Genomic DNA, 12,814 nt, shown 5'->3' on the forward strand with positions numbered 1-12,814 from the left:
TTTTGCCCCGATCGCCGTTGATCCGTGCAATACAAGCAATGCAAACCGCGTGCCAATTTTCTACGTGTTACTCAAGTCTTTGAAATAAAAGCTTTTCGAGGGAGATTTTAGCTTTGCCTGTTTTTCGAGCAGCTGCAGAGGTGCAAATCTTTTGTGCGTTGCGATAGGGTGAGTGCCGATCCGTGCTGGCGTTTTGTGCAGGCCGGCATGGCATCAGGTTTCGTCGTTGCCGGAGAAGAAGGGCAGGGTGCTCCTGACGGCAAAGCCCGCGACATAATCCGGCAGCTCTGCGGGATCGAAGATCCGACCATCCATGAAGCGATCGTTCTCTTCGCCGCCTTCGACGCGGATATCGGCGTCAACAGGCGCGTTGTTGTCGCCCAGAGCTGCGCGATAGAGATCCGGGCGATAGGCGGAGGTGGCGGCCCGTGCCTTGTTGAGGCTGGTCTCCGCCTGTCCCCAGCGGATCATCTGGCTGTAAATCCAGAGGGCATGGCTCGGCCTCGGATAGTTGGCGAAACCGGAATGGAATTGGAAATAATCCGGGATGACGCGGCGGTTGCTCCTGGCATCGAGGTTGAATTCGCCGGCGAGAACGCTGCGGATGATGTTTACCGGGGCGGCGATGTAACGGGGATCGGCAAGGGCGGCCGCCAACGCGTCGTGATTGTCCGGGCGGTCGCACCAGCGCGCTGCAGCGTCGAGCGCCACGATCAATCGGGAAACGGTCTCGGGATGGCTTTCGGCCCAATCCGGCCGCATGCCGATCACCTTTTCAGGAGCCGAGGGCCAGATATCCTGCTTGGCGGCGACGATGCGGCCGAGCCCACGCTCCGAGGCAACCATATTCCACGGGGCGCCTACACAGAACCCGTCGATCGCACCGGCCGCCAGCGCGTCTGATGTCATCGGCGGCGGCACGACGACGAGCTTGACGTCGTTGTCGGGATCGATGCCGCCCGCCGCCAGCCAGTAACGGAATTCGTAATTGTGGGAAGAGAAAGGATAGGTAACGCCGAAGGTCGGCAGCGGCTCTTCGCGCGCCTTCATTGCCGCCAATGTCATTGCCAGGGCGCGGGCATTGTCGAGCGCGCCTGCCGTTTCCGGCAGGCGCGCGTCCTCGCGCATCCTCTCGAAGAACCGGGCCGATAGGGTGATGGCGTTGCCGCCGCGCCCCAACGAAAAAGGTGTGATCGTCGGCGATGGGTTGGAGCCGAGGCCGATCATCGAGGCGACCGGCATCGGCGAAAGCATATGGGCGATGTCGAACTGGCGAAACGCCAGGCGGTCGCGAACATTCGCCCAGGAAACGTCCTTGACGAGATCGAGGGTCAGGCCTTCTTTCCGTGCAAAACCGAATTCTGCCGCCGCAATCAGAATCGATGCGTCGACCAGCGGAATGAACCCGGCTCGCAGCACCTTGGGGCCTTCGTTGTTCACGCGTGCGGGCAAGGGCAGCCCGCCGGAATTGGCGGTCTTCGTCATCATATCCACTCCGGTTTCCTCCGGAAATTCGCACAGTCGGCCATTACATCAAAAGCCCCGCGGCGGTGACAACGCTCTGGGCGATTTCCGACATCTTCTTCTTTTCGTTCATCGCCGTCTGACGCAGCAGGGCGAAGGCCTCTTCCTCGGAGAGGCCGCGCATCTTCATGAGTATGCCCTTGGCGCGCTCGATGAGCTTGCGTTCTTCAAGCGCCGAGCGGGCATCGGCGAGTTCGCGCCGCAGCCGGCTGAAGGCATTGAAGCGGCTGACGGCCATGTCGAGGATCGGCTTGACCCGCTCCTTCTTCAATCCGTCGACGATATAGGCCGAGACGCCGGCGTCGACGGCGGCCTCGATCGAGGCCGTATCGGAGCGATCGACGAACATGGCGATTGGGCGGCTGACCGTGCGCGTCAGCTGGAACAGGTGTTCCATCATGTCGCGGTTGGGATTCTCGATATCGATGATGATCACGTCGGGCATCAGCGTTTCGATCGTTCGCGCGATGCCGTTGACCTCATGCACGACGGTGACGCGCGCATGCCCTGCCTCGCGCAGTCCTTCCTCGATGATGGAGGCGCGTATGGCATTTTCGTCGATCACCAGAATTGTCAGATCGCGATGCGTCATTCGTATATTTATGACGCGCTGCAGCAATTTTTGCAAGGTGTTCGCCTGAAAAATGTGCATAAAATGGTATGCATAAAAAATAATCAAATGCCGCAGTTTCGGGCTCGGCGACGAGGTCGATCGTCACCGTACGGTCAGCGCTGGTCGTGTGCTTTGGCGGAGGCGATCTTTCGCCCGCGTCTCTTTCGTCACGCATCTCTGCCGGAAAAATAATGCCGCAGCAGGCCGGAAATCGAAAGAGCATGCCTTCGGTTATCGTGGTATATGACTTACTTAAAATCCTGGGCTGGGAAAAATTTGCCTTCGGCGGGTGCGATTAAAGAGTCGCAATCTCACGGCCGCTTCCGGCGGACAGATCCTGTGGCCTCGATTTGAGATGAATAAGATTGGACACAAGGCTTTGGAGGGCCGACCATGAGCTTACGTATCAACGATATTGCCCCCGATTTTACCGCCGACACCACACAGGGACCGATCAGCTTCCATGATTGGATCGGCAGCGGCTGGGCCGTCCTGTTCTCGCACCCGAAGAATTTCACGCCTGTCTGCACGACGGAGCTGGGCGCCATGGCCGGCCTCGCCGACGAGTTTTCCAAGCGCGACGTCAAGATCATCGGCATCTCCGTCGATCCGGTCGAAAGCCACGCCAAGTGGAAGGGTGACATCAAGACCGCAACCGGCTTCGACGTCGATTATCCCCTGATCGGCGACAAGGACCTGAAGGTCGCCAAGCTCTATGACATGCTGCCGGCCGGCGCCGGCGACAGTTCCGAAGGCCGCACGCCTGCCGACAATGCGACGGTGCGCTCGGTCTTCGTCATCGGCCCGGACAAGAAGATCAAGCTGATCCTGACTTATCCAATGACGACGGGCCGCAATTTCAATGAGATCCTGCGCGCCATCGACTCCATCCAACTGACGGCCAAGCACCAGGTGGCGACGCCGGCAAACTGGAATCAGGGCGAAGATGTCATCATCACCGCCGCCGTTTCCAACGACGACGCGATCGCGCGTTTCGGCTCCTTCGATACGGTTCTGCCCTACCTCAGGAAGACGAAGCAGCCATCAGCCTGAAAACGGCTTTCAAATCCGTTCCCGAAGCCGCCGCGGCGATTGCCCGGCGGCTTTTTTCATGCCGCATTGCCAAATGGGGAAGCTTCGCGCCCTGATCGATGTTATCTAACATGAGCGTCGCGATGGAAGTTAACCTGCTGAGATCCGATGATAGGGCGAAAGCGTCAGTCCGGCATTTTGAGGAGATCGGCGAAGGCCCTGCTTTCGCTCTGTTTTCTATTTTCCGTCATCGATACGCCGAAAGCTCAGCCGGAAGAGAGTGCTGCCGAGCCGGCCTGTCTCTATTCGGGACCCTCGGCCTCGGGATCGGGCGAGAGGCTCTGCATCCGCAAAGAGAGTTTCAATCGTGACCTCTGCAATGCGATCGAGCATTTCGCCGAGGCCAGTCGGTTGCCGCCAGCTTATTTCGCTCGGCTCATCTGGCGCGAAAGCACTTTTCGCCCCGACGCGGTCAGCTTCAAGGGAGCGCAGGGCATTGCGCAGTTCATGCCTGGAACGGCCAAACTTCGCGGCCTCGAGGACAGCTATCAGGCGCTGGAAGCCTTGAGGAAATCGGCGCAATATCTTGACGAACTGCGCAACCGTTTTGGCAATCTCGGCCTTGCCGCCGCCGCCTATAATGCCGGCGAAAACGGTCTTGCGACTTATCTTACGTCAGGGAGGTTACCCTACGAGACGCGGGGCTACGTGATGGCGATCACCGCACACACAGTCGAGGAGTGGAAGGACAATCCGCCTCAGGATGCGGCCGTCCCGCTCGACAAGGACAAGCCCTTCCTTGACGGCTGCGTGGCGCTTGCCGAAAGCCGAATATTGAAGGACACGCCTTGGCGTCAGGAGGGCATTTGGGCTCCCTGGGGCATTCAACTTGCGGCGAATGCCGATATAGCGGTGGTCCGGCGGATGTTTCGCGATGCCGTGCAGGATCTACCGGCGCCATTGAATGCGGAGCAGCCGTTGATCTTGCGCCAGCGCGATCGCAGCTTCGGCTTTCGACCGCGTTATGCCGCCCGTATCGCCCGGCAGACACGCATGGAGGCCAACGACCTCTGCAATCAGATCCGCAAGCATGGCGGCACCTGCCTCGTTTTCAGGAACCAATAGCGGGCCTGCCCCATTCGCAGCGAAAAGTCTGCTTGCAGGATCGCCGGACGGCGCAGCATAGTCGCAGCGCGTCATGCCATCGGGAGGGAAGACAATGCGCGTTTTGGTCATCGGGGCAACGGGCCACGTCGGAACCTATCTCATTCCCCGTCTGGTGGAGGCGGGTCACGACGTCGTCACCATCAGCCGCGGCGCGGCAAAGCCTTACACGGCAAACCGCGCCTGGGCCTCCGTCGATCAGCGACAGATGGATCGGGTAGAGATGGAGCGGGAGAGTGATTTCGGTCCGGCCGTGCGGGGAGTGAAAGCCGATGTCGTCATCGACATGATCTGCTTCACGCTGGAAAGCGCCGAGCGGCTGGTGACGGCGCTGTCAGGGCATGTCGGCCATTTCCTGCATACCGGCACGATCTGGACACATGGATATCCGGTGGCCGTGCCGACACGAGAGGAAGCGCCGAAGTCTCCGTTCGGTGACTATGGCATCCGAAAGGCGGCGATCGAGACCTATCTGCTGCAGCAGGCAAGACTCCGGGGCTTTCCGGCGACCGTCATCCATCCCGGCCACATTGTCGGCACCGGATGGGCGCCGCTCAATCCGGCCGGCAATTTCAATCTGCAGGTCTTTTCGACCCTTGCCCGCGGAGAGGCTCTGGCGCTGCCCAATTTCGGTCTGGAGACCGTTCATCATGTCCATGCCGATGATGTCGCAGCGATGTTCATGGGTGCGATCGCCCATTGGAACGCATCGATCGGCGAGAGTTTCCATGCGGTTTCGGAACAGGCGTTGACGCTTCGCGGCTATGCGGAGGCGATGTCGCGATGGTTCGGGCATGAGCCGAAGCTCACCTTCTCGCCCTTCGACCGCTGGGCCGAAGGCCAGACGGCCGAGGATGCGGAAGCGACATGGGAGCATATCGCCCGCAGCCCGAATTGCTCGATTGCCAAAGCCGGGCGCCTGTTGGGCTACGCACCGAGATATACCTCCCTACAGGCGGTGCAGGAATCAGTCGGCTGGCTGGTCGGGCAGGGGCGGATCAAGACCTGATCGCCAGTTAATCGTTCATGGGCTCTAACGGATGAGGATCGCTCGGAAATCGTTGACGTTGGTTCCGGTCGGACCGGTCTCGAAGAGATCGCCGATCGCCTGGAACGCCGAGTAGCTGTCATTGCCGGCGAGCAGCGGGCGCGGATCGAGCCCGGCGGCGCGCAGACGCTTCACCGTGCCGCCATCGGCAAAGGCGCCGGCATTGTCTTCCGAGCCGTCGATGCCGTCCGTGTCGGCAGCCAGCACATCAATGCCGTCTTGCCCATCGATCGCAAGCGCCATGGCAAGGGTGAATTCGCCATTGCGCCCGCCTTTGCCGCCCTTGGCTCTCAGCGTCACCGTCGTCTCGCCGCCGGACAGGATGACGACCGGCTTCGAGAATGGCCTGTTCCGCCCCAGGACCTCGCGGGCGATGGCCGCATGCACCAGCGCCACATCACGTGATTCGCCTTCGATGGCATCTGAGAGGATTGCCGGCGAGATCCCTTGCGATTTCGCCTTGGCGGCGGCCGCCGCCAGCGAAACGCCGGCAGAGGCGATGATGTGATGCTCGTGCCGCAGGAATACCGGATCGTCCGGCCGCGGCGCATCGGCTTTCGGCGAGTTCAGGTGGTCGAGCGCGGCCTGCGGCAGCTGCAATCCATATTGCCTGATAATCTCGAGCGCTTCGTGCCGTGTTGAACCGTCAGGCACCGTCGGCCCCGAGGCGACATGGGCCGGGTTGTCACCTGGAATGTCGGAAACAATCAGGCTGACGACTCTCGCTTTCGTCGCCGCCGCCAGCCTTCCGCCCTTGATGGTGGAGAGATGTTTGCGCACCACATTCATCGCCGAGATCGGCGCTCCTGAAGCAAGCAGCATTTCGTTAAGCGCAATTTCGTCTTCGAGCGTCAGCCCCTCCGGCGGAGCGGGCAGCAGTGCCGAGCCGCCGCCGCAGATCAGCGCGATCACGAGATCGTCTTCCGTCAGCCGGTTCACCGTTTCCATCAACCGTCTCGCGGCAGCAAACCCCGCAGCGTCGGGCACCGGGTGGGCTGCCTCGATGATCTCGATGAAGCGCGTTTCGCAGCCATAGCCGTATCGGGTGACCACCAATCCCTCGATCGGTCCCTCCCATGCGCTTTCGAGCGCCCGCGCCATCTGCGCCGCGCCCTTGCCGGCGCCAATCACGACGGTTCTTCCTTTCGGTTTCTCCGGCAGATGCGATTTGATGCCGGTCAGCGGATCGGCGGCGCGAACCGCCACGTCGAACAGGCTTTTCAGGAAATCGCGGGGGGCGGTTATCGTCATCGGTGGTCTCTGCTGCCTCAATGTGTCGATCATGATGGGGACTGTCGGCGCATCGGCGTGGCGGCGTCAAGGCCGAAGATGCGATGATCTGACGGCAGTGACGCAGAGTCTGGCCATTGAAAGAGGCGAACGAATAGAAAGCATTAACCATCGTCCCGTAGACAGCATATAGGATCAAAGGAAACCTGTGTTCGATGGCCACTGAAACGACCTGCCGCCCCGCCGCCTCTCACGACGGCAAGATTATTGCTTTTCCCTCCGCAACCGGAACTGCCAATGTCGAGCGCTGCGCTCGGGAACTCGGCCGCCGGCATGGCGCGGACGCGATCGAATTCTGGAAGACAGAGTGCCGCAGGCTTGCCGATCAGCTTCTCGCCGCGGGAATGCCGGAGAGCGATGTCGGCCAGCGGGTGATGGAGTTTCAACAAGATGTCCAGATCGAACTGGTCCTCAGCCACCAGAAGCAGGCCGTTGCCAAATCGCGGAAACGCTGATTCATCAGGTTGAATCCGACGCGTCTGACCTGCAATCTCATGCATTGAGCAGACGGTCCGGATCGACCTCGACGGCATGAGGAACTTCCGCCCGGATCTGGAGTTGATGTTGTCGATTGACAGCATTGACGCTGCGGGAGCCTACTCGAATGTCGAACAAATCCAACTTCTTCTCATCCTTCGCAACCGCCGTCGCCGAGCTGTCGGGAAGGCCGTTCACCTTTGTCGCAGCTCTGATGCTCGTCCTCCTCTGGGCGATATCAGGCCCTTATTTTGACTATTCCGAAACATGGCAGCTCGTGATCAACACGACGACCACCATCATCACCTTCCTGATGGTGTTTGTGTTGCAGAACAGCCAGAACCGTGACGGAAAGGCTCTGCAGGCCAAGCTTGACGAGCTCATTCTGACGAGTCAGGCCGCCAATAAATTCGTCGGCATCGAAAAGCTGGACGAGGGCGAGCTCAGGGAAATGAGCAAGACGCTTGCAGAAAAGGCCGAAAGCGTCGAGGAAAAGGCGGAGGAGAAATCCGCCGCAGAGGCGTCCGGCTAGCGCATCGGCTCGTCCGAAAGGACGCACGCCGCTCTAAACGCGGTGCACTGCTTCAGGCGCGATTCTGCGAAATCTGATCTTGATGCTGCTGGCGCATGTCTTCAATGGCGCCGACATCTTTCTTCTCCGCCGCAATCCAATGGTTCCCCGCCTCACTTGATCGGATCAGTTCGTCGAGCTTGGTGTGGAGTGCCTTCATGTCCCGATTTTGGGAGTGCTGCACCAGCAGCAAAATGAAGAATGTAATGAGTGTCCCCACCATGTTGGTCAGCAAGAACCACTGCCGGGGAAAGGAAAAGATCAAACCCACCGCGGTCCATATAGCTGTGAACGCGATCAGCGCGGCAGGAAGCACATGATGCCCTGCCCATGATACGGCGAGGTCAGAAATCTGTCGAAAGCGCCAGCGCATACGGCTCTCCACAGCCCGTATAAGGGAAGATGGAGCAGATCGGGGCCGTGTCCATCAACCAAGGCGCGTTGCATGTCGTTACCGCAAAACGCGGCCTGGTTTTGCGCGGCAGTTGCCCGGATGGTCGCGGATAATCCAACTTCGGGAAAGCCGGGATATCCAACTGAGGGGCGCAGCATTCAGCTTGCGCCCCATGGGTGCATCCATCAGATCCGGGAAGTGACGACGAGATCTTCCTCTGCGTCGCGTTGCGAACCTCCCAGGGCCGCGGCCGCAGCGGCTATGAAAGCGCCGACCAGAAGCGATAAGGATCCAAGCAATGCCGTGGTCGCGGCGGCTTTTCGTGCCTCGTCGGCAGCCTTCTGGGTGGCGGCCTTGGCATCGTCGATACGTTTCAGCACCGTATCGACACGGGCGCGCGCATCGGCTTCGGAAAGACCGGTCCGGGCAGAGACGATGGTGGCAAGATAGGCCTTGTCGTCATCCGGAATTTGTCCTTCGGCAGCGCCATTGAGGAGGATGCGGGAGACCTCCGATGTTGCCGCAGCATCATTGGATGTCGCTGCCGCACGCGCCTGGTCAGGACGCAGCAATGCATCGGTAAAATAGGCGGTGGAAAGATCCAGCGGCGAAGTTGCCGACGATGCCGCTGCCGTACCGGCGGCCGAGCCTACGGCTTGCGCGGTCGATCCCACCGCCTGTGCACCGGCACCGGCAAGCGATGTCAGCGACGATGCTAGAAAGCCGGCGACGAAGATCGTTGCCAGAGCCCAGCTTATGAAACCATGCGCGGTATCGCGGAAGAAAACCTCATCGGTATGGACGGCGGCCCATTTTGTGCGCAGACGGCCGGTTACATAGCCTCCGAGTGCGGAGGAGAGCCATTGCACGACGACGAGCCAGATCGCCGCTGTGATGCCGAGCGTGCCGAGCGAACTGCTTTGTCCTGACCAGGGCGACACCATCGTCAGCCCAAGCCCGGATCCCAGAAGCAGAAGGATGAGGGTCACTCCGATCGCGGCGGCTGCGCCACCGAAGATGGGACCCCATGTCATGGCGGATTTGGAGGATTCGACCGGAGCAGCAACCTCTCCGGAATCTGTTATTGAAACCGACATGATCCGTTCCTATCGCATAAACAGAGCCAGAAGAATGATGATAGGCAGTGGAACACCGAGCAGCCAAAGTAGAATACCGCGACCCATGAGAGACCTCCTGTCAAAGGCGACGTTACGTGGTTGATGCCACACAACTTTTAAGCAAAGCGTTTGTTCCCGGCCGGTGAGAGCGGTCGGTTTGACGTGCGCGATTTCCTGTCAATCGCGCGGCAGCATTTGAAGGAGCAGCAGATTGCCGGAGCGGTTGCCGCATCCTTGGCATTGAAGGCGTTTGGCCAGACTGGCGAGAGACAGGTTCTGGCCGCAGCGCCGGGCAATATCCCGCCGGTCGATAAACGTCTGGCGGCGACATGCGCGGCAACGGGCATAAATGACGAACCACTCCGGTAACGTCGCCAATGTTGCCTTTTCGATTTCGACGGCGTGGCGATCAGGGGGCGCGAGGCCGATACCGCGACGATGTCTCATGGTCCTTCAAAACGTGTCCGTTCACATGCCATGCCGCGGCTCACGTCCTTATCTCTCAGGGCAAGCTGAAGTCGCAGATGATGGCAATCCAGCAGCAGCGTCGTAATGGCGGCACGGCTGTCCCCTTGGTGAAAAGCGACAACTGCGTCGACTTCTTCTCTCAGTGTTTCTTCTGCCAATTTCTCGGCTGCCTGCGGACGCACGACCTTTATCTCCTTCAGAGCTTTCAATCCGATTTTCACCTGCCGCCTCGCCGATGTTCCTATTATGTTCTCATCGGTCTCCGAGTCAAGAATGAAGGCCTTTCCGCGGACCGTTCGGTCAGCAACCGAGGCGGTGCGCGACGCAGGGACGTTCCTGTACGCTTTCGAACTGAAACAATCTCTAGAGGCTTTTGTTTGCTGCCTATCGGCAATGAAGCAGCGAGGAGGATATCCAATGCTTCTGAGAGTGATGGCAGTAACAGCAATCACGATTGGCCTGGCAACGTCGGTAATGGCGCAATCAGGTGGAGGCTCGGGATCGGGCAGCGGCAGCGGAGCTTCAGGTTCCGGCAGCGGCACCATGTCTGGTTCGGATACTGGCGGTTCCGGCAACACCAACTCCAATGGTGCCGGCGCAAATACGACTATCGGCGCCGGTGCGACCGGTGCGACCGGCTCCGGCGGCGATCCGAACGACTGTCAGCGCCAGCAGGCCGGCGGCACCGGCAACCCGGCTCCCACCTCCGGCAATAACTCGACACAACCCGACGCGGCAAATGCATGCCGTTGAACGTTGGCGTCGCTTCGTCAATTTGCCCCGGAAATCAGTATCGCTTCCGGGGCGTCGTTTGCGTCGTGGTATCTTGTAATATCGGGGGAACGGCCAGCGATATCAGCGTATTGCACGCAAATTTATCCCGACTGGCACGAATTTTAGCGGCTGGGGCTGACGTCCGTTGAAAGGCGCGCCTATATCTTCAGGCGCAGAGCGATTTCGGAAAAGATGACCCCGGGAAACACGTCCGTGGTTCTCGAAGGAGCGGCTCTCGCTAATCGAGCGCAGCGGAATGGGAGAATCATCCATGAGCAGATTTCGAGCATTTTTAGCAGCCGGAGCAATTGGCCTGTCTGTCATTGCCTCAGCTTGCTCGACACCGCCAAATTCATATGGCTCGGCATCGGGATACCAGCCGGGCGATTCCATGAACCCGGCCTGCGCGGACGGCTTCCGACCCGGCGACGGCCGTTCGTGCAGCTATTAGGTCAGGCGCCGCTTCAAATCTGATGCGGACATAGAACCCGATATCGAGCCCTCCGGCGGCATGAGCGATCGAGGGCGAATCCTGTCACCCGCTGGTTCTGCAATGGTTGGCGACTTGCCGAAGCGGAACCCTTATCGCTCCTCTCCGTTCCTCTATCCTAACAACAGGAGGAATAAGCCATGGATTGGAACCGCGTCGAAGGTAATTGGAAGCAGATGAAAGGCAAGGTCAAGGAGCAGTGGGGCAAGCTGACGGACGACGATCTTGACGTCATCAACGGTAAGCGCGATCAGCTCGAAGGCAAGATCCAGGAGCGCTACGGCTACGAGAAAGACCGTACCCGGCGAGACATTGACGATTGGTACAATCGCCAGACCTGGTAATTCGCATCATCGGGGGAACGGATCGGTCAATCGACACGCCCAATTTGATGGGCGTGTCATTTTCGCATCTATATCCGACAGATGCCAGCAGCGCGTGCGCGCCGCGTCGATAGCCAGTCGCGGCCGGCTGACTGCCCGTGGGCGCTTGTTCTGTCGCCTGCGCACAGCATGAACACTAATGGCCTGCTCGAGCATCACAGCGTCCACACCAGCGGCGCGTCGGCTGGTGTTTTTTGTGAGCGGGCCGTCGTTCATGGGAGGTTAATGCTTATTAACCCAGAATCGCGGCTTGAAAGGATGCGCCGATGAAGATGCTTTTTGCCTCGCTTGCAGCCATTGTCTTGTCTGCATCTTTCGCCCTGCCGCTAAACGCCGCGCCGATTGTCGTGTCGAAAGCGGTAGCTACGCACACCGCCGACGTCGAGCAGGTCAAACACCGTCGCCACGGCAATAGACATGCGTATGGTCACTGGAAGAAACACCGGTACGCTTACCGCGACTGCCGGTATTACGGCTCGTGCTATCGCCCGCGGTATTACGGCAGCCGCGACTATTACGGCTATCGCGACTATTATCCCTATCGTCATCAGTCGGGTGTGACCGTGTATTTCGATTTTTAGTCGGCAATGCCACGGAAGCGCGCCGCCGGTCTCACCGGCCGGCGGCTTTGCCGATTCTCGCTCTTGCAATAAAGGGGACAGATGAAGGCACCTCCATCCATCTCCGACAGATAGCTGCGGCCAATGAGACTGCCCTGTTCGCGCTCGATCCGGTCCCAAAAATTCGTTCGTTGATGCTTTCGCCCGCCTCAGCGATAACCGCTGACAGCCGGTTCCTCATCCGCACGCCATCAGGCAACAATTCGCTTCGCTTGACGTGATCAACGAAAAACGGCTGGCAAAAGTGGGTAGGGAAAGCGGGCGAAGTAAGTGCCTGCCTTCGGATTGCTCAACAAACAGGCACTTATTTCTAGAATTGGCTCCCCGGGCCGGATTCGAACCGGCGACCTGTCGATTAACAGTCGAATGCTCTACCGCTGAGCTACCAGGGATCACTGCTTGGCGCGGTGTGAGTGGGCTAATACAAATGCTTGCCCGATTTGCCAAGCGGTTTTTTCAAAAAAATGAAATGAACTTGTATTTGGACGGCCTGTGCCCATCTCTGGGAAATGACAATTAGGAATGATCGCCAAGAGACAATGGGCAACGAAAAGCGCAGAAGGCGGGGAGGGCGCTTCGGTATCGACCACGTAAACCACAGGCTTGTGCTCGGCTCTTTCAGCATCGGCATGCCGCGCTCACGCATCGGGCGGATGGCAATCGGCACGGCCCTCGTTTTCTGTGGCTTGCTGGGTTTCCTGCCGGTCCTCGGTTTCTGGATGCTGCCGCTTGGCCTCCTGGTGCTCTCGCATGATCTTTCCATTGCCCGCCGGCTTCGGCGCCGGCTGGCAGTCTGGTGGCACAGGCGGCGAAAGCCGGCCGGGTAGCGGCGGTCGCCGGAGACGTCC

The 12,814-nt window shown here is 59.6% G+C and carries 16 protein-coding genes and 1 tRNA gene; 10 read left to right on the forward strand and 7 right to left on the reverse strand.

Features of this window, described 5'->3' with window-relative positions:
* Positions 1–213: 213 nt before the first annotated feature.
* Together AMK02_RS09045 and AMK02_RS09050 are read right to left on the reverse strand one after the other, a co-directional pair.
* Entirely contained in the window at positions 214–1,494 is a 1,281-nt protein-coding gene (locus tag AMK02_RS09045; protein ID WP_189637007.1) for a CmpA/NrtA family ABC transporter substrate-binding protein, read from the reverse strand.
* A gap of 34 nt (positions 1,495–1,528) precedes the next feature.
* Positions 1,529–2,116 (reverse strand): ANTAR domain-containing response regulator, encoded by a 588-nt coding sequence (locus AMK02_RS09050; protein ID WP_011425077.1) that lies wholly within the window; start codon positions 2,114–2,116, stop codon positions 1,529–1,531.
* A 414-nt stretch (positions 2,117–2,530) separates the two neighbouring features.
* Here AMK02_RS09050 and AMK02_RS09060 point away from each other — a divergent pair, with 414 nt between their 5' ends.
* The 3 genes from AMK02_RS09060 to AMK02_RS09070 all read left to right on the forward strand — a co-directional run bounded on the left by AMK02_RS09060 (position 2,531) and on the right by AMK02_RS09070 (position 5,342).
* Positions 2,531–3,190, forward strand: a complete 660-nt coding sequence (locus AMK02_RS09060; protein ID WP_064802067.1) for a peroxiredoxin — start codon at positions 2,531–2,533, stop codon at positions 3,188–3,190.
* A 147-nt stretch (positions 3,191–3,337) separates the two neighbouring features.
* Positions 3,338–4,294: a lytic transglycosylase domain-containing protein gene (locus AMK02_RS09065; protein ID WP_064802068.1), complete on the forward strand. Its 957-nt coding sequence runs from the start codon at positions 3,338–3,340 to the stop codon at positions 4,292–4,294.
* 94 nt (positions 4,295–4,388) lie between these two features.
* Entirely contained in the window at positions 4,389–5,342 is a 954-nt protein-coding gene (locus AMK02_RS09070; RefSeq protein ID WP_064802070.1) for an NAD-dependent epimerase/dehydratase family protein, read from the forward strand.
* Between the two features lie 24 nt (positions 5,343–5,366).
* Here AMK02_RS09070 and AMK02_RS09075 read toward each other — a convergent pair whose 3' ends face one another.
* Positions 5,367–6,632 carry a glycerate kinase type-2 family protein gene (locus AMK02_RS09075; protein WP_064802072.1) on the reverse strand — a complete coding sequence of 422 codons (1,266 nt, stop codon included), beginning with the start codon at positions 6,630–6,632 and terminating at the stop codon, positions 5,367–5,369.
* A 194-nt stretch (positions 6,633–6,826) separates the two neighbouring features.
* On the opposite strand from AMK02_RS09075, the gene AMK02_RS09080 reads away from it, so the two are divergent.
* A complete protein-coding gene (locus AMK02_RS09080; protein ID WP_064802073.1) occupies positions 6,827–7,126 on the forward strand; it encodes a DUF6074 family protein in 300 nt (99 codons plus the stop codon).
* A 149-nt stretch (positions 7,127–7,275) separates the two neighbouring features.
* Positions 7,276–7,680, forward strand: a complete 405-nt coding sequence (locus AMK02_RS09085; protein WP_020921112.1) for a low affinity iron permease family protein — start codon at positions 7,276–7,278, stop codon at positions 7,678–7,680.
* A gap of 52 nt (positions 7,681–7,732) precedes the next feature.
* Here the strand turns inward: AMK02_RS09085 and AMK02_RS09090 are convergent, their stop codons facing one another.
* The 3 genes from AMK02_RS09090 to AMK02_RS32075 all read right to left on the reverse strand — a co-directional run bounded on the left by AMK02_RS09090 (position 7,733) and on the right by AMK02_RS32075 (position 10,244).
* Positions 7,733–8,092, reverse strand: a complete 360-nt coding sequence (locus AMK02_RS09090) for a low affinity iron permease family protein (protein ID WP_064802075.1) — start codon at positions 8,090–8,092, stop codon at positions 7,733–7,735.
* Positions 8,093–8,298: 206 nt separating this feature from the next.
* A complete protein-coding gene (locus tag AMK02_RS09095) occupies positions 8,299–9,210 on the reverse strand; it encodes a hypothetical protein (RefSeq protein ID WP_064802077.1) in 912 nt (303 codons plus the stop codon).
* A 464-nt stretch (positions 9,211–9,674) separates the two neighbouring features.
* A complete protein-coding gene (locus AMK02_RS32075; protein WP_237358339.1) occupies positions 9,675–10,244 on the reverse strand; it encodes a hypothetical protein in 570 nt (189 codons plus the stop codon).
* Here AMK02_RS32075 and AMK02_RS32080 point away from each other — a divergent pair.
* The 4 genes from AMK02_RS32080 to AMK02_RS09120 all read left to right on the forward strand — a co-directional run bounded on the left by AMK02_RS32080 (position 10,243) and on the right by AMK02_RS09120 (position 11,927).
* The gene (locus AMK02_RS32080; RefSeq protein WP_237352969.1) at positions 10,243–10,452 is read left to right on the forward strand and encodes a hypothetical protein; all 210 of its coding nucleotides are present in this window, start codon (positions 10,243–10,245) and stop codon (positions 10,450–10,452) included. The two genes, AMK02_RS32075 and AMK02_RS32080, sit on opposite strands and share 2 nt — an antisense overlap.
* Before the next feature lie 292 nt (positions 10,453–10,744).
* Positions 10,745–10,924: a hypothetical protein gene (locus AMK02_RS32085; RefSeq protein WP_082240285.1), complete on the forward strand. Its 180-nt coding sequence runs from the start codon at positions 10,745–10,747 to the stop codon at positions 10,922–10,924.
* Between the two features lie 179 nt (positions 10,925–11,103).
* Positions 11,104–11,307 (forward strand): CsbD family protein, encoded by a 204-nt coding sequence (locus AMK02_RS09115; RefSeq protein ID WP_009986102.1) that lies wholly within the window; start codon positions 11,104–11,106, stop codon positions 11,305–11,307.
* A 305-nt stretch (positions 11,308–11,612) separates the two neighbouring features.
* Positions 11,613–11,927, forward strand: coding sequence for a hypothetical protein (locus tag AMK02_RS09120; protein WP_064802083.1), 315 nt, complete (start codon positions 11,613–11,615; stop codon positions 11,925–11,927).
* A 356-nt stretch (positions 11,928–12,283) separates the two neighbouring features.
* Here the strand turns inward: AMK02_RS09120 and AMK02_RS09125 are convergent.
* A tRNA-Asn gene (locus tag AMK02_RS09125) sits at positions 12,284–12,358 on the reverse strand.
* Positions 12,359–12,475: 117 nt separating this feature from the next.
* On the opposite strand from AMK02_RS09125, the gene AMK02_RS09130 reads away from it, so the two are divergent.
* The gene (locus AMK02_RS09130) at positions 12,476–12,793 is read left to right on the forward strand and encodes a hypothetical protein (protein WP_064802085.1); all 318 of its coding nucleotides are present in this window, start codon (positions 12,476–12,478) and stop codon (positions 12,791–12,793) included.
* Positions 12,794–12,814 lie beyond the last annotated feature (21 nt).

It is taken from the genome of Rhizobium sp. N731, assembly GCF_001664145.1.
Taxonomy (GTDB): domain Bacteria; phylum Pseudomonadota; class Alphaproteobacteria; order Rhizobiales; family Rhizobiaceae; genus Rhizobium; species Rhizobium esperanzae.